The 19,065-nt window shown below is 65.3% G+C and carries 15 protein-coding genes; 2 read left to right on the top strand and 13 right to left on the bottom strand.

Annotated elements, in window-relative coordinates; genetic code table 11:
- Nucleotides 1–95 precede the first annotated feature (95 nt).
- From ACQR1Y_RS12755 to ACQR1Y_RS12745, 3 genes are read right to left on the bottom strand one after another with little or no spacing between them, the layout of a single operon-like run.
- Nucleotides 96–1,739 carry an acyl-CoA synthetase gene (locus ACQR1Y_RS12755; RefSeq protein WP_434877466.1) on the bottom strand — a complete coding sequence of 548 codons (1,644 nt, stop codon included), beginning with the start codon at nt 1,737–1,739 and terminating at the stop codon, nt 96–98.
- A gap of 28 nt (nt 1,740–1,767) precedes the next feature.
- Nucleotides 1,768–3,666 carry a TRAP transporter large permease gene (locus ACQR1Y_RS12750; RefSeq protein ID WP_434877465.1) on the bottom strand — a complete coding sequence of 633 codons (1,899 nt, stop codon included), beginning with the start codon at nt 3,664–3,666 and terminating at the stop codon, nt 1,768–1,770.
- Nucleotides 3,667–3,701: 35 nt separating this feature from the next.
- Nucleotides 3,702–4,721, bottom strand: coding sequence for a TRAP transporter substrate-binding protein (locus ACQR1Y_RS12745; protein ID WP_434877464.1), 1,020 nt, complete (start codon nt 4,719–4,721; stop codon nt 3,702–3,704).
- A gap of 485 nt (nt 4,722–5,206) precedes the next feature.
- Between ACQR1Y_RS12745 and ACQR1Y_RS12740 the strand changes: the two genes are divergently transcribed.
- The gene (locus tag ACQR1Y_RS12740) at nt 5,207–6,028 is read left to right on the top strand and encodes a hypothetical protein (protein WP_434877463.1); all 822 of its coding nucleotides are present in this window, start codon (nt 5,207–5,209) and stop codon (nt 6,026–6,028) included.
- Nucleotides 6,029–6,070: 42 nt separating this feature from the next.
- On the opposite strand, the gene ACQR1Y_RS12735 is transcribed toward ACQR1Y_RS12740, so the two are convergent.
- The 4 genes from ACQR1Y_RS12735 to ACQR1Y_RS12720 all read right to left on the bottom strand — a co-directional run bounded on the left by ACQR1Y_RS12735 (nt 6,071) and on the right by ACQR1Y_RS12720 (nt 10,649).
- Nucleotides 6,071–7,540: an ATP-binding cassette domain-containing protein gene (locus tag ACQR1Y_RS12735; RefSeq protein WP_434877462.1), complete on the bottom strand. Its 1,470-nt coding sequence runs from the start codon at nt 7,538–7,540 to the stop codon at nt 6,071–6,073.
- A complete protein-coding gene (locus ACQR1Y_RS12730; protein ID WP_434877461.1) occupies nt 7,537–8,466 on the bottom strand; it encodes a branched-chain amino acid ABC transporter permease in 930 nt (309 codons plus the stop codon). Before ACQR1Y_RS12730 ends, ACQR1Y_RS12735 begins: the two co-directional genes overlap by 4 nt.
- A 2-nt stretch (nt 8,467–8,468) precedes the next feature.
- Nucleotides 8,469–9,344: a branched-chain amino acid ABC transporter permease gene (locus tag ACQR1Y_RS12725; RefSeq protein WP_434877460.1), complete on the bottom strand. Its 876-nt coding sequence runs from the start codon at nt 9,342–9,344 to the stop codon at nt 8,469–8,471.
- Between the two features lie 72 nt (nt 9,345–9,416).
- Nucleotides 9,417–10,649, bottom strand: coding sequence for an ABC transporter substrate-binding protein (locus ACQR1Y_RS12720; RefSeq protein ID WP_434877459.1), 1,233 nt, complete (start codon nt 10,647–10,649; stop codon nt 9,417–9,419).
- A 618-nt stretch (nt 10,650–11,267) separates the two neighbouring features.
- Between ACQR1Y_RS12720 and ACQR1Y_RS12715 the strand changes: the two genes are divergently transcribed.
- Entirely contained in the window at nt 11,268–12,089 is an 822-nt protein-coding gene (locus tag ACQR1Y_RS12715) for a hypothetical protein (RefSeq protein WP_434859241.1), read from the top strand.
- Nucleotides 12,090–12,142: 53 nt separating this feature from the next.
- Here ACQR1Y_RS12715 and ACQR1Y_RS12710 read toward each other — a convergent pair whose 3' ends face one another.
- The 6 genes from ACQR1Y_RS12710 to ACQR1Y_RS12685 all read right to left on the bottom strand — a co-directional run bounded on the left by ACQR1Y_RS12710 (nt 12,143) and on the right by ACQR1Y_RS12685 (nt 18,976).
- The gene (locus ACQR1Y_RS12710; protein WP_434877458.1) at nt 12,143–13,084 is read right to left on the bottom strand and encodes a hypothetical protein; all 942 of its coding nucleotides are present in this window, start codon (nt 13,082–13,084) and stop codon (nt 12,143–12,145) included.
- Between the two features lie 197 nt (nt 13,085–13,281).
- Nucleotides 13,282–14,262: an ABC transporter substrate-binding protein gene (locus ACQR1Y_RS12705; RefSeq protein WP_434877457.1), complete on the bottom strand. Its 981-nt coding sequence runs from the start codon at nt 14,260–14,262 to the stop codon at nt 13,282–13,284.
- 61 nt (nt 14,263–14,323) lie between these two features.
- Nucleotides 14,324–15,280 carry an ABC transporter substrate-binding protein gene (locus ACQR1Y_RS12700; RefSeq protein WP_434877456.1) on the bottom strand — a complete coding sequence of 319 codons (957 nt, stop codon included), beginning with the start codon at nt 15,278–15,280 and terminating at the stop codon, nt 14,324–14,326.
- A 17-nt stretch (nt 15,281–15,297) separates the two neighbouring features.
- Nucleotides 15,298–16,554 (bottom strand): adenylate/guanylate cyclase domain-containing protein, encoded by a 1,257-nt coding sequence (locus ACQR1Y_RS12695; RefSeq protein WP_434877455.1) that lies wholly within the window; start codon nt 16,552–16,554, stop codon nt 15,298–15,300.
- Nucleotides 16,551–16,940 carry a response regulator gene (locus tag ACQR1Y_RS12690; RefSeq protein ID WP_434877454.1) on the bottom strand — a complete coding sequence of 130 codons (390 nt, stop codon included), beginning with the start codon at nt 16,938–16,940 and terminating at the stop codon, nt 16,551–16,553. The genes ACQR1Y_RS12695 and ACQR1Y_RS12690 overlap by 4 nt, the downstream gene beginning before the upstream one ends.
- Nucleotides 16,937–18,976, bottom strand: a complete 2,040-nt coding sequence (locus tag ACQR1Y_RS12685; RefSeq protein WP_434877453.1) for a sensor histidine kinase — start codon at nt 18,974–18,976, stop codon at nt 16,937–16,939. Before ACQR1Y_RS12685 ends, ACQR1Y_RS12690 begins: the two co-directional genes overlap by 4 nt.
- Between the last annotated feature and the right edge of the window lie 89 nt (nt 18,977–19,065).

The raw sequence follows: 19,065 nt of genomic DNA, 5'->3' as shown, positions 1-19,065 counted from the left end.
AGAACTTTACCTCGATGCCCATGTTGCGGCCTCGCGCCAAAGCCAAAAAGAAGAAATTTGTGACGCAGTAGTACTAACCCGCCCTACTCATGTGGCTACGCCGAAATCGCCTTCGCCGAATTCACCTCGTTGCGCAGCAGGAACTTCTGGATCTTGCCCGTCGACGTCTTCGGGATCGGCCCGAACACCACGACCTTGGGCGTCTTGAAGCCGGACATGTGGCTGCGGCAATAGGCGATGATTTCGGCTTCCGTGGCCTGGGCACCGTCCTTCAGCTCGACGAAGGCGCAGGGCACCTCGCCCCATTTCGGATCGGGCTTGGCGACGACGGCGGCGAACAGCACGGCGGGGTGCTTGTAGAGGATGTCCTCGACCTCGACGGAGGAGATGTTCTCGCCGCCGGAGATGATGATGTCCTTGGAACGGTCCTTGATGATGACGTAGCCGTGCTCGTCGAGCACGCCGAGATCGCCGGTGTGAAACCAGCCGCCGGCGAACGCGTCCTGCGTCGCCTTTTCGTTCTTGAGATAGCCCTTCATGACGATGTTGCCGCGGAACATGACCTCGCCGATGGTCTCGCCGTCGCGCGGCACCTCCTGCATCGTCTCCGGATTGAGCACGGTGACGGCTTCCTGGAGGGGATAGGGCACGCCCTGACGCCGCTTCAGCCGCGCGCGTTCAGGCGCCGGCAAATCGTCCCAGCCGGGCTGCTCGGCGCAGACGGAGGCGGGGCCGTAGACCTCGGTGAGGCCGTAGACATGGGTCAGCTTGATGCCGATGCTCTCGGCGCCCTCGAGCACCGCGACCGGCGGCGCGGCGCCGGCGATCAGGCCGACCACCGGCTTCTCGCGCTTGCCTTTGGGCGCATCCGGCGCATTGATCAGCACGTTGTAGACGATCGGCGCGCCGCACATATGGGTGACGCCGTGGGTCTTGATCAGCTCGAAGATCTTGGTCGGCTCGACCTTGCGCAGGCAGACATTGACGCCGGCTGCGGCCGCCATGGTCCAGGGGAAACACCAGCCGTTGCAGTGGAACATCGGCAGGGTCCAGAGATAGACCGGATGCTGACCGAGCCCGCCGGCCAGAATGTTGCTGACGGCGTTGAGATAGGCGCCGCGGTGATGGGTCACGACACCCTTGGGATTGCCTGTGGTGCCCGACGTGTAGCTCATCGCGATCGCGTCCCATTCGTCGGCGGGACGGCGCGGCTCGAAAGTGGGATCGCCTGAGGCGACCGCAGCCTCGTACTCGATCTCGCCGATGCGGCTGCCGCCAGCGTAGGACGCGTCATCGACGTCGATCACGAACGGCTTCGCGCCGCTCATCAGCTTCAGCGCCTCGCGGATCACGCCGGAGAATTCCGGATCGACCAGGATGATCTTGGCCTGGCCGTGATCGAGCTGGAACGCGATCGACGGCGCATCGAGGCGGATGTTGAGCGTGTTGAGCACCGCGCCGGTCATCGGCACGGCGAAATGCGCCTCGTTCATTGCCGGGATGTTCGGCAGCATCGCCGCCACGGTGTCGCCGATGCCGATGCCGCGGCCGGCGAGATAGGACGCGAAGCGGCGGCAGCGCTCATAGGTCTGGCGCCAGGTGAAGCTGCGGCCCTCATGGACCGTGCTGACATGGTCCGGGTAGACGGCCGCGCTGCGCGCCAGGAAGCTGAGCGGGGTCAGGGGGACGTAATTGGCCGCGTTCTTGTCGAGACCGAGCTGATACTGGTTCGTGCTCATCACCACCCTCCCTTGTCACCTCAAGAGTTTACAGGAACCCGATCGAAATCCACGGAAAAATCGCAACGATGATCAGGCCGATGAGAAGCGCCAGCATGTAGCCCCAGATCGGCCGGATACCTTCGGCGGGATCGACCCGGCCGATCGCGCAGGCGGCGTAATATCCAACCCCGAACGGCGGCGCGAACAGGCCAATTCCCATCGCCAGGATGACCACCATGGCATAATGCACCTCGTGCACGCCGACGGCGCGCGCGATCGGAAACAGCAGCGGCCCGAACAACACGATCGCCGGGATGCCCTCGAGCACGCTGCCAAGGATGGTGAAGGCCACGATCGAGACCGCGATGAATGTGGCCGGGCCACCCGGCAAGCCGGTCATGGCGGCGGCCAGCGAGCGCGAGAAGCCGGATTGTGTCAGGCCCCAGGCCATGCCGGTGGCGGTGCCGATGATCAGCAGGATGGCACCGGACAGCGCCGCCGTCTCGATCAGCATCGGCATCAGCCGGCGCCAGTCGAAGCGGCGATAGACCAGCAGGCCCGCCAGCACGCCATAGACGATGCCGATGGTCGAGACCTCCGTCGCCGTCGCGATGCCCTCGACGACGGCGGCACGGATCACGAAGGGCAGGGCCAGGGCAGGGACCGACACGATGAAGGCCTTGCCGATCTCGGCGCCGGTGGCGCGGCGGACGCCGCTCATGTCCTCGTTGCGGTAGCGCCACCACACCAGCGCGCACAGCGTGAACGCCAGCACCACGCCCGGCAGCAGGCCGCCGGTGAACAGCGCCGCGATCGAGACGCCGGTGACGGAGCCGATGGTGATCAGCACCAAGCTCGGCGGAATCGTCTCGGTCTGCGCGCCCGTGGCGGCGAGCAGGGCGACGAGATCGCCCGGCTTGGCGCCGCGCGCCTTCATCTCCGGAAACAGCACCGGCGCGACCGCGGCCATGTCGGCCGCCTTGGCGCCGGAGATGCCGGAGACGAGATACATTGCGCCGACCAGCACGTAATGCAGCCCGCCGCGCACATGGCCGAGCAGGCTCGCCAGGAACGCCACCATCGCGCGCGCCATGCCGGTCATCTCGATCAGGAGGCCGAGGAACACGAACAGCGGCACCGAGAGCAGGATGAGATGGCTCATGCCCTCGTCCATGCGCCCAACCAGCACCATCAACGGCGTGCGCGTCGTCAGCGCGAGATAGCCGAAGATCGCGAGCCCGAACGCGAACGCGATCGGCACGCCGGCAAAAACGCAAAAGCCGACCACGCCGACAAAGAAGATCACGAGATTGATGTTGCCGAGCGGCTTCAGCACCGGCTGCGCCAGCCAAAACAGCGTCAGGATCGCCGCGATCGATATGACGGCCAGCAGCATCGTCCGGACGTTGGCGGTGCGCGCGAGCCGGATCAGCGCAAACAGCGCCATCAGGGCGATGCCGACCGGCAGCGCCGCGGCGCGGCAGATATTGGAGATCTGCAGCGCCGGCGTCGTGATGTAGCTTTCCTCGTAGGCGTATTCCCAGGCCGGCCAGGCAATCATCACCAGGAACGCCAGCGCGGCGGACGTTGCGATGAGATCGAGATAGGCGCGCAAGCGCGGGCTTGCGCGCGCCACCAGCGCGGTCATGCGCATGTGCTCGCCGCGGCGGAACGCCACCGCGGCGCCGAGCATCGCGAGCCACAGGAACAGGATCGACGCCAGTTCGTCCGACCAGATCAGCGGCTGGTGCACGACGTAGCGTGCCACCACGCCCGCGAACAGGATGACGATCTCGGCCACGACGAGCAGCGCAGCCGGGATCTCGACCAGGAGGCCGAGCAGGGCCTCCAGGCGGTCGAGCCAGGACCAGCGGCGAGGGGTCTCGATGACTACCTCGCCGATCGCAATTTCCGTAAACTCGGCATTGATCTCGGCCTGCGCCATGACGTCACCCGAACGCGCCTACGACGCCCCTGCACTTACGACAGCTTGCCGACGGCCTTTTCCAGCAGGCCCCAGGCCTCGTCGCCATACTTGCCCTTCCACTCGGCGTAGAAGCCGGCGGTGCGCAGCTTGTCGCGGAACGGCGCCACGTTGGGCTGATTGAACGTCAGGCCCTTGGTCGCGAGATCCTGCTGCAGGCCCGCATTGAGCTTGGCGACATCCTCGCGCTCCTTCACGGCGGCGGCGTTGATGTGCTTGGCGACGATGGCGCGCATGTCGGCCGGCACGGCCTCCCAGGCGCGCCTGTTGGCCAGGAACCAGAAGCCGTCCCACATGTGGTTGGTCAGCGAGCAGTATTTCTGCACCTCGTAGAGCTTCGCCGTCGAGATGATCGCCAGCGGGTTTTCCTGGCCCTCGACGACCTTGGTTTGCAGCGCCGAATAGACCTCGCTGAAATTGATCGAGGCGGGCGCCGCGTCGAACGCCTTGAACATCGAGGTCCACAGCGGCGACACCGGCACGCGGATCTTGAAGCCCTTGAGATCATCAGGGCCGTTGATCGGCTTGGTCGACGACGTCGTCTGGCGGAAGCCGTTGTCCCAGATCTTGTCCATGACCATCAGGCCGGCCTTGTTGATCTGGCCGCGCACATAAGCGCCGAGATCGCCGTCCATGGCCTTCCAGACCGTGTCGTAATCCGGGAATGCGAAGCCGATGCCGTTGATCGACGCCGCCGGCACCAAGGTCGCCAGGATCAGGCCCGACAGCGTGAAGAACTCGACGCCGCCGGAGCGGATCTGGCTCAGCATGTCCGTATCCGAGCCGAGCTGGTTATTCGGGAAGATCTGCAGGTCGAACTTGCCGTTGGTCTCGGCCTTGATCGCCGCTGCCATTTCCTTGGCGCGGACGTTCAGCGGATGCGTGTCGGGCAGGTTGTTGGCGTATTTGTAGGTGAACTCGGCGCTCTGCGCGCGCGCGACATGCGGGGCCGCCATTCCACCCAGGACGGCCGAAGCCGCAGTGGCCTTCAACAGCGCGCGTCGTGACAGGCTCATTCTCGTTTCTCCCTGAAGAATTCTTCTTGTTGCATCGTTGCGCCGGATGACATCGCGGACGAATCCGGCGACATCGACAGACGTCCGTCTGCGCTTATTGCAGCGATGAGCCGCAGCAGCAATATCGGCGTTCGCAGACATCGCCTGGAACGGCGTCCCAGCGCCTTGGCGGCACCATTGGGGAGAGATGGACGAGCGCCCAAAAAGCACCAGCTATTGCGGCCAGTTCGAGGTTTTGGCGGCAAGCCCATGATATCGCTCGATATATAAATATTCCATAATATACCTTATGCGAATTGGCTATGCAGCGTAGCCGGACGATGCGACGCCGGTCATTCGCCATTGTGTCGGCCAACTCCTCGCTCGTCCGCTGTGCGAAATCGCCCCTCACTCGCCACTGCCCCGTCTTGGTTTAGTCAAAGCCCAGGGCTCAATGCCGTGCCGAGGATTGGGCACGGGGCGTATCGCGAATGGGACCCGAGGACATGCCAGTTCAAACGACGCCGAAGGAAGTTGATCCGGGTGATGTCGCGCCGTTGCCCGAGACTGAAATCTGCGAGGAGATCTACCAGCGCGTCCTGGCCGAGGTGCGCGCTCGCATCGATGAGCGGATCGCCTCGATCGAAGCCCAGGCGGCGTCGGAGGCCCCTGAGGAAGCGGCCGAGGACGTCGATCCGGGCGAAGGTCCTCCAGCGGCTAAGCGCCGGCCCTTGCTGCGCGCCGTGGTCACACTGGCCGCATCGGCCGGGCTGGTCGGCGCCGTCGTGACCCTGGCGCGCGATCATACCGAGACGATCACCTCGGTCACCGATCGCATCGAGGCCGCGATCCAGTCCATCCGCCGGGACGGCATCCCCAAGCAGGGTTCGGGAGAGCCGGCGGAGACCGCCATGAGCGGCAGGGCCGCGGAAGAAGCACAGATGGCCCCTGCCTCACCTGCGCCCCCACCGCTTCCGGAGAGCTCGTCCTCACCGGAGCCGGCGCGTCCGGGCGACCCATCCTCGGCGATGGCGGAAGCATCGCCCGAGCGCGACATGCCGCCGGCCGAGAGTCGCGAACTTGCACCGCTCGTCGAAAAGATCGCACACGATGTCGCCGAGCTCCAGGCCGGCCTGCAGGATCTCAAGGCCAGCCAGCAGCAGGCCAGCCGCGACCAAACCAAGGCGATCGAGCAGTTGCAGGCCAGCCAGGAGCAGCTCGCGCGCGCCGTGCGCGCGGCGAAGACCGAGCTGCCAGCGGGCGTCACGGCCGTACGCATTACCCCGCGGCCGCCGCAAGGTCCGGCGCGACCGCCGCGTTTCCCCTGACGAGATGCGGGTAGGGCGCACCCCTGCTCCCTGCCCCTGCTCTCACAGATAGTTCGCCGCGGCCTCCGTCTCGAAGCGATCGGGCGGGCCTTCCCAGACGATCTTGGCGTGATCCAGCACATAAACGCGGTCGGCATGCGGGAGCGCGAAGGTGACGTTCTGCTCGCCGAGCAGCACCGTGATCTTGGTGGTCTCGCGCAGGCGGTCGAGCGCCTTCGACAGCGTCTCGAGGATGACCGGCGCGAGCCCGAGCGTCGGCTCGTCGAGGATCAGGAGCTTCGGCTTCATCATCAGCGCGCGTGCGATCGCCAGCATCTGCTGCTCGCCGCCCGACAGTGTGCGTGCCAGTTGCGGCTGCCGCGATTTCAGGATCGGAAACAGCCCGAACAGCCATTCGAGCCGCTCGCTGCGCTCGGCGTCCGACAGCGCGTTGCCGCCGAGCTCGAGGTTCTCGCGCACCGTCATGTCGCCGAACAATTCGCGCGTCTCCGGGCACTGCACGATGCCGTCGCGCGCGATCTGCGCCGCCGTGCCGCCGGCGAGATTGCGGCCTGCCCATGTCACCGCGCCGGAATACGGCACGAGCCCTGAGATCGCGTTGAACAACGTCGTCTTGCCGGCGCCGTTGAGGCCGACGACCGAGACGAACTCGCCCTCGTGGACATGCAGCGAGACGTCCTGCAGCGCCTGCGCCTTGCCGTAGAGCACGCCGACATTGTCGACCTGAAGCGCCGGCGTGACGTCTTTGAAGCTGGCCTCCGACCGCGCGGTCGAGACCAGCGCGCCGCCGAGATAGACGCGGCGCACCGTCTCGTCCTGCATCACCTCGGTCGCCCTGCCCTCGGCGATCTTCTCGCCGAGATACATCGCGAGCACGCGATCGACCAGCGCCGACACGCTCTTGACGTTGTGATCGACCAGCAGCACGGCGCGGCCGTCGTCGCGGAATTCGCGGATCAGATTGGAGAAGTCGGCGACTTCCGACGCTGTTAGTCCGGCAAAGGGCTCGTCGACCAGCACCAGCTTCGGGCTGCGCGCCACGGCTTTCGCAAGCTCGAGCCGGCGCAGATCGGCGAACGCCAAGGTCGGCGGCCGGCGGTCGATGACGCCGCCGAGGCCGACGCGCTCGGCGATGGCGCGCGCGCGCGCGTCGACATCCTTGTCGGCGAACAGCCGCGTCAGATTGTCCGGCAAGAGCGCGACCTTGATGTTCTCCAGCACGGTCTGGCGCGCCAAGGGCCGCGAATGCTGGAACACCAGGCCGACGCCCATCCGCGCGATGCGGTGCGACGGCAGGCCGGCCAGCTCGACGCCGTCGAGCTTGACCGAGCCCGCGGTCGGACGCTCGACGCCCATCACGCTCTTCATTGCCGTCGACTTGCCGGAACCGTTCGGTCCGATCAGGCCGAGGATCTCGCCGGCGTGAATCGAGAAGCTCAGATTCTTGACGGCGACGAGGCCGCCGAAGCGCTTGGTGAGGCCGTTGACCTCCAGCATCGGAGCTTGTGTCATGCTTTGGCCCCTCCCCTGATGATGCCGAGGAAGCCGTCGGGGAAGAACAGGATCACCACCAGCGCAATCACCGAGACGATCAAGGTGGCGAGCTCGCCGAGCGGCCGCAGCAGCTCGCCCATGCCGATCAGGAAGATCGCGCCGATCGCAGCACCGATCACCGTGCGCCTTCCGCCGAGCACGGCGGCGATGATGATTTGCACGCCGACGCCGACATCGACGAAGGTCGAGACCGACGCCGTGCCCATGTAGAACACCATCAGCGCGCCGGCGAGCCCGGAAAAGAACGCGCTGACCACGAACGCAGCGAGCTTGTGCTTGGTGACGTTGAAGCCGAGCGCGCCGGCCTGGATCTTGTCCTGGCCGCTCGCCTGCAGGATCAGGCCGATGGCGCTGCGCGACAGGCCGAACAGGACCGCGCCTGACACCAGCATGAAGCCGAGCGCGATCCAATAGTTGGTCTTGGCATCGATTGAGATGACGTCGGGTACGGCGAGGCCGATCTCGCCGCCGGTCAGCCCGGCCGCCACGACGATGAAGTTCTGCAGCATCAGCACGGCCACCAGCGTGGTCAGGCCGAAATACGGCCCGCTGACGCGTAGCGCCGGCAGCGCCAGGATCACGCCGCCGACCACCGCGGCCAGCGCGCCGGCGGCGATGCAGATCCAGATCGACAGGCCCGGCGAGTAATGCGCATCGAGGATGCCGGCCGTGTAGGCGCCGACGCCGATCAGGAAGGTCGGCCCGAAATTGACCTCGCCGGCGAAGCCGAACAGCAGGTCCCAGGACATCGCGAACACGGCCGTGTAATACGCGACCGTGAGCAATCCGAGCACATAGCCGGAGACGTAGGTCGGCAGCACCAGAGCGACGACGACGGTGAGCGCGCCGATCCAGAACAGCCGGGATGAGACGAATGCCGGCATGTTCACCTCCGTCCGAACAGCCCTTGCGGGCGCAGATACATGACGATGACGAGCAGCAGCAGCGCCGGGATCGTCCGATAGGCCGGCGAGATCAGATAGGCCGTGCCAGTTTCCAGATAGCCGACCACATAGGCCGCGATCAGCGAGCCGGAGACGCTGCCGAGCCCGCCGAGGACGACGATCGAGAACGCGCTCGCCGTCAGTGGCCCGACGCTGTAGGAGCTGACGCCTAAGAACATGCCGAGCAGGATGCCGGCGACCCCTGCCAGCAGGCCGTAGATCGCCCAGACCGTCAGATAGATCGACGACAGCTCGATGCCGAGCAAGGTGACGCCGCGGGGATTCATCGAGGCGGCCATGACAGACTTGCCGCGCCGCGTGCGATTGACCAGCAGCCATAGCAGCCCGATCGCCACCCAGCAGATCACGGCGGTGAAGTATTCGTTGCGCGGCGTGCGCACGCCGAACACCGTGACGACACCCTCGACGATCGGCAGCACGGTCTTGGCGTTGTTGGTGAAGAAATACGCGATTGCTTCCTGGATGATGATGCCCCAGAGCAAGGTCGCCGTCAGGATGAAGATCTCCTTCTCCGATTCAGCGATCGCCTTGGAACGCTGGATCGGCCGGACGGCGATGAAGTAGGTGGCGAAAGCCAGGATGAGGCCGGCGAGGATGCCGATGAGCGCTCCTGCATAAGGGCCCGTGCCGAGTTCGCCGGCGGCGGCCCATGCCGCCACCGCTGCACCGACCATGATGGCGCCGTGGGAGAGGTTGAGCACGCCGGAGACGCCGAAGATCAGCGTGAAGCCGGTCGCGCCAAGCGCATAGAGAGCGCTGATGGCGAAGCCATCAATCAAGATCTGCCAGAAAAGCATTGAGAATGAATCCGAGCGTCGAACTGAGGCACCTGGAAAATGGGCCGCCCCCCGGGGCGGCCCTGTGATGCGTCAGTTGCTCGCCGCCTTGAGCTTGATGAAGGACGGCCAGGTCACGGTGCCCGCGGCGAGTTCCTTGGGCCAGACATTGACCTGCTTGCCACCCTGCCATTGCAGCATCAGTCCGGTGATGTAGCCCTTGCCGGTGCGCAGCGCATGCGGGTTCGGATCGCCCTTCGGCTTGAACGCCACGCGGCCGATCGTGCCGACATAGTCGGTCGCCTCCATTGCATCGACCAACTTGTCCGGATCGGTGCCCCCGGCGCGATGGATCGCATCCGCGATCATGTAGACGTCGTCATAGGAGGTATAGCCGGCGTAGGACGGGATGTTGCCGAACTTCTTCTGATAGGCATCGACGAAAGGCAGCGTCTTCGGCGTCACGGCCACGCCAGGACCGGACACGGCGTTGAACATCACGCCTTCGACCGCGCCGTTGGTGTCCTTCCAGAACGTCGAGTTGGTGGCCTGCGAGGAGATGCCAAACATCGGGATCGGCACCTGCTGGCTCTTCCACTGCACTGTGGGTTGGGTGCCGACATGGGAGATGCCGGTGATCATCACGTCCGGCTTCAGCGCTTCGATCTTGTTGAAGATCGGGGTGAAGTCGGTGGTGTCGGGCGACATGCGAATGTGGTCGACGACCTTGACGCCGATCTCGGGCAGACACTTCTCGTAGCCGGCATCGAGCGGGGTCGTCCACGCCGCGTCCTCGCTCATGATCACGGCGGACTTCATCTTGTAGGGCTCGACGAGAAGGTCCTTGGCTGCGTCGCAGACGAGTCCGGCCAGCGACGTCGAGGTCAGATAGCCGTGAAAGGTGTATTTGTTCTGGTCGTAGTTCTTGGCGATGTTCTGCGTGATGACGTCGGACGCCGCGCCGGGGGTGATCATCAACGTCTTGAGGCGCCCTGCCCACGGCTCCAGCGCGAGCACCACCTCGGAGATGTAGCTGGCAATGACCGCGTTGACCTTGTCCTCGCTGACCGCGCGCTGGAACGCGCGGACCGATTCCGCCGAAGACGAGTGATTGTCATAGACGACGATCTCGATCTTCCGCCCGTCGACGCCGCCCTTGGCGTTGATCTCTTCGGCCGCCAGCTGCGCTGCAGGAGCAATCGATGAACCGGCGACGGCCTGCGCTTCGGCGATGACGCCGATCTTGATGGGATCAGCGGCGAGAGCGGCCGACGACACGAGCGCAGTTGCGCAACTCGCAAGCAAGAAAGACTTGAGCGAAATCATGTAACCTCCCGAATCCTTATGCCTCTGACGGGCAGGCGCGACTTTGGTCTCCCACATGCCAGCGAGCAAGCAGCACACGTTAGGTTTGTTCTGCGTTCAGCGCATTGTGATTGCGCGCACATTGCAGAGCTTGCACCATCGCAACGCAGCACGGTGCGCTCGCTTCCCGGGCACAGCTGATGAGTTTTGGAATTGGAACTAATTTCCGGCCGGCGCACATTTGCTGGAACTACTTGTGAGTTGGGAACAGTTCACTTGAGTGACAGAACCGGACTTGAGCATTTCTGAAAAATGGCAATTCATCGGGGCGCGACGGGGTGAGATGCGTTTTTTGACGCAGCACTCCTGCGGAGATTGCGCAGGATGCCGCGCGCGGAATTGCAATCACTCCGGCCTCATCGGCAACCCGAGGTCGAGCGGTTAAATAATACCGAGAAGATCGATCTGCCCCTTCGATGTGCGGTGGCATGCTCTGCAACGAAGCGAGATTCTCCGAAAAGGCCCCCTCCTCGTCACGACGCTGTCTTGCTTTCGGCCAAAGCGGCGGGTCGAGTCACGTTTGAAAATTCAAAGACAAAACAGCGTCGGCGGTGGGCGTACAGGGTTTGGGGATCTCCAATGCAATCCACACAGAATGTGCAACAGATTGATCCGAACGAGATCGGAATCGCCCCGGAGAGACCCGAGAAGACGAGCTACGATCAACTGTATCGGCGCGTGCTCCGCGAGGTGCTGACGCGCATCGATACCCGGCTGGCGGCAATCGAGAAGCCTGGCGTGGCCGCAGATGCCGCGGCGGCAGCGAGCACGAGCGATGCGCAGCTCGCGACGGGCAGCCGCTGGTCGCGCATCAAGGCGCCGCTTGGCAAGCTGCGCGGGCGCAATGCCGTGGGCCTCGCCCTGCTCGTCGTGCTGGTCGGCGGCTCGGTCGCCTGGTCGCAACGCGAAGCCGGCACGGCGCTGATGGATCGCTGGATGCCCGGCTCGAACAGCGAAGCTTCCCAGGACGAGGCGTCCGCGCAGCAGGGCAACGAGGACGCGATGATGTCGAATGCCTCGCTGCACGGCAGCGATGAAGGCGCGGCGCGCGAGCCGGGCACGCTGATGCAGCGCATGGCCCGCGACATTGCCGAACTGCAGCAGGGCATCGAGCAGATCAAGTCGACGCAGGATCAGGCGAGTCGCGACCATACGCGCGCGATCGAGCAACTGCAGGCCGGCCAGGATCAGCTGATGCGCCTGGTGTCGCGAATGTCGAACCAGGCGGCACAGGCGCGCGGGGCGGCGGCGCCGCCTGCCCCGCCGCAACAGATCGTCGTGACGCCTCAGCCCCAACGCACGACCACCGGAATGGCCCGGCCGCCACAGCAGCAGGGTTCGGCCTTCGGCACGTTCCTGACCCGCAACACCTCCGGCATTCAGCCGCCGATGCCGCGCTGAGCGGTGCGATCGGCAGCGGACGATAGCCGCTGCCGATGCTCTCGATCAGGGCGTCATGAGCAGCGATGCGCGCGGCCGTCATAGCCGCGATATGTGCCGCTCTCGGCGTCATAGGTCCGGAAGCTCTTGCAATTGCGGCCGCTCCGCGCGTGGCGCTTCATTTCGCTCTTCGCCTTGGCGCGGTGCTTGTGCTTGGCAGGCTTGTCGCCGTCATGCGCATGCCGGTGATGGCGGTGCGCTTCGGCCTTATCTGATGCGCCAGCCGAGTCCTGCTTGATGTCGGCCTTTGCGGGCGCGGCTGTCGGGGTCACCGCAGCAGCGGGCGCCGCGACCGCCGGCTCGGCCTTCTTGGCCTCGGCCGGCGCAGCTGCGGCCGGCTTGCTGCCTTCGGAGGCGTTGTCGCCAGACTTCGCCTCGGCCTTTTCAGGCGCAGCCGCGTCCTTGGCGGCGGCGGGCGCCGGATCAGCTGGCTTCGCCTCGGTCACGGCCGGCTTCTGAGCCGCATCCGTTTCGGGCTTCGGCTCGGCCTTGAGCTCAGGCTTCGCCTCCGCCTTGGACTCGGCGGCGTTCGTCTCGGCCTTGGGCTCAACCTTGGGCGCCGACTTCGCCTCCTCCTTGGGTTCTGCCGGCTTGGCCTCAGTGGCGCTGTCGGTCGGTGCCGGCTTCTCGGCCGCAGCCTTGTCCGCCGGTGCGACCGGCACGGGCTTGGCTGCCTCGGCGGCGGCAGCAGGCTCGGCTGGCTTGTCCGTCGTCTTTTCCGGCTCCACGGCCGCGGCGGGCTTCTCGGCCGCCTGCTCTGCCGGCTTGGCCTCGGTGGCCGCAGGCTTCTGCTCGGATTCAGCGGGCTTGTCGGCGGTGGCGGATGCAGGCTGCTCGGTGGCCGGCTTGGCCGCATCGCTTTGCGCGCTCGCTGAGCTCCCGATCGCGCTGAGGACACAGAACAGGGCGCCCGCGCACAGACGGCCGACAGGCGAACGAACGACAGATACTGACATGGACAACAGTCTCACTTGTGGATCACGCAGCCATCGGTTTACGTCAATTCGGCTGTCCTTTCGCCTTCAAATCTTCACGCGCGCAAAATCGTCGCAGGTGGTGTGCTTTCCGCGCCAGTGTTGCGCAGTTGAAGCGGGAGCCAAGGCGTGGGACCAGGCGTGCGGCCAACGCCGCGCTGTCGTCGCGTCCCGCTGGGCTAGATAACCTTGTTGGCAGCAACCAGCAGACTGTCGGGAATCGCCAGCCCAAGGTCGTCCGCAGTTTTGGAGTTGAGCCAAAGCTCGATCTCGGTGGGTTGCTCGACCGGCAGTTCGGCCGGCTCGGCGCCTTCCAGAATTCGCTTCACATAGTAGCCGACTCTGCTGAGAAGCTTCTCGAACGGCGGCCCGTAGGCGAGCAGGCATCCGAGACCGACCATCGGCGGAAAGGTCGACAGCACCGGGATGCGCTGCGACTTGGCAAAGGCGACGACCCGGTCGCTGAGGTCGATATTCGCGGCATCGGAGAGAAGATGAATGACATCCGGCTTGGCTGCGGCCAAGGCCGCAAACGCCGTGTCGATGTCTGCCGGCAGGCTGAGAGGCACGCCATGGACTGACATCCCGAAGGCGGCGGCACGGGTGCGAAATCCGTCGAGCATCAGGGCATTCGACGGATTGGCCGGATTGGCGATGATGCCGAGGGTTTTCGCGCGGGGCACCAGCGTGCGTTGATACTCCAGCATCTTGGGCGTCAGGTCTTCGACCAGGGTTGAGACGCCGGTCGTATGCCCTCCAGGGCGAGCGAGGCTCGCAATCAGCCGCGCTCCTACGGGATCGTTGATCGCCACCATGACGATCGGGCGCTGTGGCGACAGGCTCTGCGCGGCCCTGACGGCGGCAATCGTGTTTGGAAGCACCAGCTTCACCCCAGCCTGCGCCAATTCGGCGGCCAGGGCCGGAAAGCGCGCATAGTCGCCGCCGGCGAAGCGCTTCTCGAACTGATAGTCGCGGCCCTCGTTGAGGCCCGCGCTCCGCAAGCTGGCCTGGATCTGATCGATGAAGCTGCTGGAGACCAGCGAGCCTGCGGCGCCCGCGAAGAGCAGTCCGATGCGCGCTGGCGCCGCCTGCGACAGCGCGGGCAACGGCCACGCCAGCGCCGTGCTGCCCAGTCCGGCGATCAGGTCTCGACGTCGCATCATGGCTCTCCGTGCATCCGGGCTGGGATTGGTCCTGGCATTTGGTTGAACGGTCGTGGGGTCATTCGACGATCTCATCGGCCCGCGCGATCAGGCTGGGCGGCAGCGAGACGCCGAGCAACCGCGCGGTTTGGAGATTGACCACAAGCAAGAACTTGGTCGCGAACTCGACGGGGAGATCGGCCGGCCGCCGGCCCTTGATGATCTTGTCGACGAAGCCGGCCGACTGCCGGTAGACGGCGCCGATGTCCACCCCATAGGCGATCAGCGCGCCGACCCTGCCGAACTCCGCATTCGCGACCACCAGCGGCAGTCGCGCCTCGATGGCCGCCTGCGTCGATCTCTCACGGGGAAGGCTCGGCTGGACCATCACAGCCTCGGCACCGCTCGCGACGACATCGCCGAAGGCTCGCTGCAGGTCCTGTCCGCCGCGTGCCAGGACCAGCTTCGGCTCCAGCGCGAGCGCGCGCGCCGCGGCGATCACGGATTCGGCAAAGGGAGCGTGGAATGGATCGAGCTCGTTGCCGATCACCCCCACCCGCTGGATGGTCGGCAGCGCTTCCTTCATCAGGCTGAGCGCCTTGGCCGCGAGCTCCGCCGTTGCCGTCGTGACGCCGGTCAGGTTTCCGCCGGGACGAGCGAGGCTCGCGACCAGTCCGGTCGCAACCGGATCGGCGGCGGGGCACATGATGATCGGCAGCGCTGTCGTTGCTTCCTTCGCGGCAAGCACCGCTGGCGTCTGGAAGCCGACGATCACATCGACCCTCAGATCGACGAGCTCGCGCGCGTCGACCTTCAATCTCTCGAGCGAGCCGCCGGCATCGCGCAGCTCCAGATGGATACTTTGCCCCTCGATATAGCCGAGCTCACGCAGACCTTCGCGAAGCTGCTCCAGGAACAGGACAGGGCTCGGTTCGCCGAGCATCAGCACGCCGACGCGTGGCGGCCGCTGCTCGGCACGGATGCGGATAGGCAAGAGAGCTGCGGCGAGAATGACGAGGAAATGTCGTCTGGACACGTTGCTCATGCTGCGCCCTAGCCCAGCTCCATGCGAACGCCCTTGCCGCCGTTCAGCAGCCGCTTGAGATGAAAGCCCGCGAGCGGATCATCGGCGTTGGTGCCGACCAAAGCCGCAAAGGCCGCCATCGCCGTCGCGTCCCCGGCTTCCAGCTTGGCGAAGGCCTCGCGATAGCGTTCGGTCAAGGGGGCGGAGAAAACCTCGGGCCGCAGCGGCTCATAGGCGCGGAGCGGCTCTCTGCGGCCGCGCAGCACGAGATCGCCCACCGGCCGCCCCTGGAACGCTGACGTCGCATCCGCCGCCGCCGCGCTGACGCAGATGCGCGTTCCAAAATGTTTGTTCACGCTCTCCAGCCGGGCGGCCGTGTTGATGGTGTCGCCATAGGCGGTGTAGTCGAAGAAGCGCTGGCCGCCGAAATTCCCGACCAGCGCCGGGCCTGCGTGGACGCCGATGCGCGTGGTCCCGAACGCGATCCCCTTCGCGCTCCAGCGCTCGCGGAACTGCTCCGCCCAGGTGTCGAGATCGAGCGCGCAAGCGATGGCGCGGGCCGCGTAGTCCGGCTGCTCGCCGGGCGCATTGAACAGCACCTGGATGGCATCGCCGATGACCTTCGCGACCGTGCCGTCATGCGCGAAGATCACCTCGGTCATCCCTCCGACATACGCGTTAAGAAGCTCGCCCAGCATCTCCGGCGAAGCCGTCTCGACGAGGCTGGTGAAGCCGGTGATGTCGGTGAAGATCGTGGCGACGTCCCGCCACTGCACGCCCATTCCGTCCGCGCCGGCCTCGTGGGCGGCGGCCAGCCGCTTGGCGATCTCCGGCGAGAAGTAGCGCGACAGCGATGCGTGCGCGCGCTCGGCCTCGGCCTGCCGGCGACGGGCGTCACGCAAGGTCTCCACGTGCCTGAAGGTCTTCGCGATCGTCGTTTCCAGATCAGCGAAATCGATCGGCTTGGTCAGGAAGTCGAAGGCGCCGCGGTTCATCGCGGTGCGGATGTTGCTCATGTCGCCATAGGCGGACACGATGATGGTCGACTTCTTGTCTTCCGCCTCCTGCAGCTTCTGCAGCAGCGACAGTCCGTCCATGCGCGGCATGTTGATGTCGGAGACGATCAGATCGATCTGGGGATGCAGCTCCACGGTCTGCAGCGCTTCGATGCCGTCGCGGGCGAACATGAAGGTGACCGTGCCTTCGCGGATCTGCCTGCGAAATTTCTGCCGGACCAGAGCCTCGAGATCCGGCTCGTCATCGACGAACAGAACCGTCGTGCTCATGCGGCCTGTCCCAATCGCGCGTCGATCTCGCGCCGGAGCACGGCGAAGTCGATCGGCTTGGTCAGCAGCCCCTCGGCCCCGTGTTCGAGCGCCCTCTTCCTTGTCTCGACGTCGCCATAGGCCGTGATCATGATGACCGGCACGTCGGGCCGACGCGCGCGGACCACGGGCAGCATGTCGAGCCCGCTCATGCCGGGCATGTTGATGTCGGAGAGGATCAGCACCAGGCTGGCATCGCGCAACTCGTCGGCCCTTTGCAGCGCTGCGGCCGCAGAGGCTGCAAACTCCATCTGAAAACGTCCTGACCGGAGGTCGCGCCTGAACTGCTGCCGGAACAGCGGCTCGACGTCCGGCTCGTCATCGACGACGAGAATGTAAACGCTCACGTCTTGGCTCCAATGGTCTCGTGCGCCGGGAGAGTGCGGGACAATGTGATGATGAATTCCGTGAACTCGCCCGGTCGCATATCGACGTCGATCTGCCCGCCATGCTGCTTGACGATGATGTCGTGGCTCATCGACAGACCGAGCCCGGTGCCTTCGCCGGCCGGCTTGGTCGTGAAAAATGGATTGAAAATCTTGTCGAGATCGTCCCGGGGGATACCCGTGCCGTTGTCGCGAATGCGAATCTGGACCGTCGGCCCCTGATTGATCGTCATCGCCGTGAGCATCGGCGCGAAGGCCTCGTCTTCGGACTGCTTGCGTTTGACGGCGGCATAAAAGCCATTGGAGATCAGATTGAGGAAGACGCGGGTGATCTCCTGCGGATAGCAGCCGACGATTCCTGCAGCCGGGTCGAAGTCGCGCTTGATATCGATGTTGAAGGCCGGATTTTCCGCGCGCGCGCCGTGGTAGGCGAGACTGAGACTCTCGTCGAGGATCGCATTGATCTCGGCGGGCCGATGCTCGCCGGCACCCTGCCGCGAATGCAGCAGCATGTTCTTCACGATCGAATCGGCGCGGCCGCCATGCTGCACCACCTTCGCCAGATTGCCCTTGAGCATCTCGGTGAGCTCGACAACCTCGTCCCGTGTCTTTTGATCGAGCTGAGCCGATTGCAGGATGTCGTTCAGCTCGTCGATGAGCTCAGCCGAGAGCGACGAGAAGTTGTTGATGAAGTTCAGCGGATTCTTGATCTCGTGCGCGATGCCGGCCGTGAGCTGACCGAGCGAGGCGAGCTTCTCGCTTTGCACCAGCCGGTCCTGGGCGGCGCGGAGCTCATCGAGCGAGCGCGACAATTCGTTGGTGCGCTGCTCGACCTTGCGCTCGAGATCGGCATAGGAGTCCTGCAGCTTTGCGCCCATGTCGTTGAACTGGTGCGCGAGCCCCTCGAGCTCGTCACCGGTCCTGATCGAGATTTGCTGCGAGAAGTCGCCGCTGCCGATCCTGGCCGCGCCCGCGCCGAGAACCCTGATCGGCCCGACCATGCGCCGCGCCAGGAATATTCCGGCCAGCACCGCGAACACGGAGGCGGTCAGCAGCACCAGCGCAAGGCGCTTGAGCGCTGCATAGAGCGATGCGTAGGCCTCCTCGACCGGCAGCTCGACGAACATGGTCCAGCGCAGCGGCGCGATCGGCGCGGACGCCGTGAGCACCCGCTGTCCCTGGATGTTCGGCTCGTCCTGCAACTCGTCGCCAACCGTGCCGCCACTCAAGGCCGCGCGCACCTGCGGCAGCCCCGACATGTCCGTGTTGCGCAGAACGAGGCTGATATCAGGGTGCGCGATGAGCCGTCCCTGCAAGCTGACCACATAGGCCTGGCCGTGCTCGCCGACCCTGATCTGCGAGACCACGTCCCAGATCAGCTTGAGATTGACTTCGGCAATCGTGACCCCGGAATCCTTGCGGGTACCAGCGAGCGCGAGCGTCATATAGGGCTCGGACTCGCGACGGAAATAGACCGGGCCGTAGTAAACCTTGTTGGCGACGGCCTCGGTGAACTTCGGGTCCTTCGAGAAGTCCTGCCCGCTTTCGAGGACGTCCATCGCGAGCCGTGAAATGCGCAGCCGCTCGCGTCCCGTCGAATCGACCTGAACGATCTCGGTGATAGCAGGCACCTGTCGCAGCAGCCGCAGGGCATCGAACCGCCGCTGCTCGGTCGAGCTGGTCGACCAAGGCAGCTGGACAGTCCAGCCGAGCTGGCTCTCGATCTCCTTGATGAACTGGCCGATCTTGGCAGCGGCCGCTTCGGCCTGCTCGTGCTGAATGCGGATCAGCGCCGCCTTGTGCTCCCGGTAATAGAGGATCACCTCGAAGAGGCCGTTGGAGAGCAACGCCACGGCCACGACGCCGACAAATAGCGCGACGTATTTGATGAACAACCGGCTGCGTATCGTCCAGCCCGTCTCGGGCTTCGCCGCTGGCTCGGCGAGTGCGCCGAGCTCCCGGCGCCGCGACGGATCCGACTCCAGCGAGATCGTCATTGCTCGGTCATTGTCACTACAAGACGAGCCCAATGACTGCCGGCAACCATTGATAGTTGGTTGCTCATGACCGATCGCGGCACTGCTTT

The sequence above is a fragment of the Bradyrhizobium sp. HKCCYLRH3099 genome (assembly GCF_051167855.1).
Taxonomy (GTDB): Bacteria; Pseudomonadota; Alphaproteobacteria; order Rhizobiales; family Xanthobacteraceae; genus Bradyrhizobium.
This window is presented reverse-complemented; position numbering and strand designations above follow the sequence as displayed.

Bases quoted from the DNA above. Each gene is read 5' to 3' on its own strand.
- ACQR1Y_RS12755 (WP_434877466.1), bottom strand. From the start codon at position 1,739: ATGAGCACGAACCAGTATCAGCTCGGTCTCGACAAGAACGCGGCCAAT.
- ACQR1Y_RS12750 (WP_434877465.1), bottom strand. From the start codon at position 3,666: ATGGCGCAGGCCGAGATCAATGCCGAGTTTACGGAAATTGCGATCGGC.
- ACQR1Y_RS12745 (WP_434877464.1), bottom strand. From the start codon at position 4,721: ATGAGCCTGTCACGACGCGCGCTGTTGAAGGCCACTGCGGCTTCGGCC.
- ACQR1Y_RS12740 (WP_434877463.1), top strand. From the start codon at position 5,207: ATGCCAGTTCAAACGACGCCGAAGGAAGTTGATCCGGGTGATGTCGCG.
- ACQR1Y_RS12735 (WP_434877462.1), bottom strand. From the start codon at position 7,540: ATGACACAAGCTCCGATGCTGGAGGTCAACGGCCTCACCAAGCGCTTC.
- ACQR1Y_RS12730 (WP_434877461.1), bottom strand. From the start codon at position 8,466: ATGCCGGCATTCGTCTCATCCCGGCTGTTCTGGATCGGCGCGCTCACC.
- ACQR1Y_RS12725 (WP_434877460.1), bottom strand. From the start codon at position 9,344: ATGCTTTTCTGGCAGATCTTGATTGATGGCTTCGCCATCAGCGCTCTC.
- ACQR1Y_RS12720 (WP_434877459.1), bottom strand. From the start codon at position 10,649: ATGATTTCGCTCAAGTCTTTCTTGCTTGCGAGTTGCGCAACTGCGCTC.
- ACQR1Y_RS12715 (WP_434859241.1), top strand. From the start codon at position 11,268: ATGCAATCCACACAGAATGTGCAACAGATTGATCCGAACGAGATCGGA.
- ACQR1Y_RS12710 (WP_434877458.1), bottom strand. From the start codon at position 13,084: ATGTCAGTATCTGTCGTTCGTTCGCCTGTCGGCCGTCTGTGCGCGGGC.
- ACQR1Y_RS12705 (WP_434877457.1), bottom strand. From the start codon at position 14,262: ATGCGACGTCGAGACCTGATCGCCGGACTGGGCAGCACGGCGCTGGCG.
- ACQR1Y_RS12695 (WP_434877455.1), bottom strand. From the start codon at position 16,554: ATGAGCACGACGGTTCTGTTCGTCGATGACGAGCCGGATCTCGAGGCT.
- ACQR1Y_RS12685 (WP_434877453.1), bottom strand. From the start codon at position 18,976: ATGACGATCTCGCTGGAGTCGGATCCGTCGCGGCGCCGGGAGCTCGGC.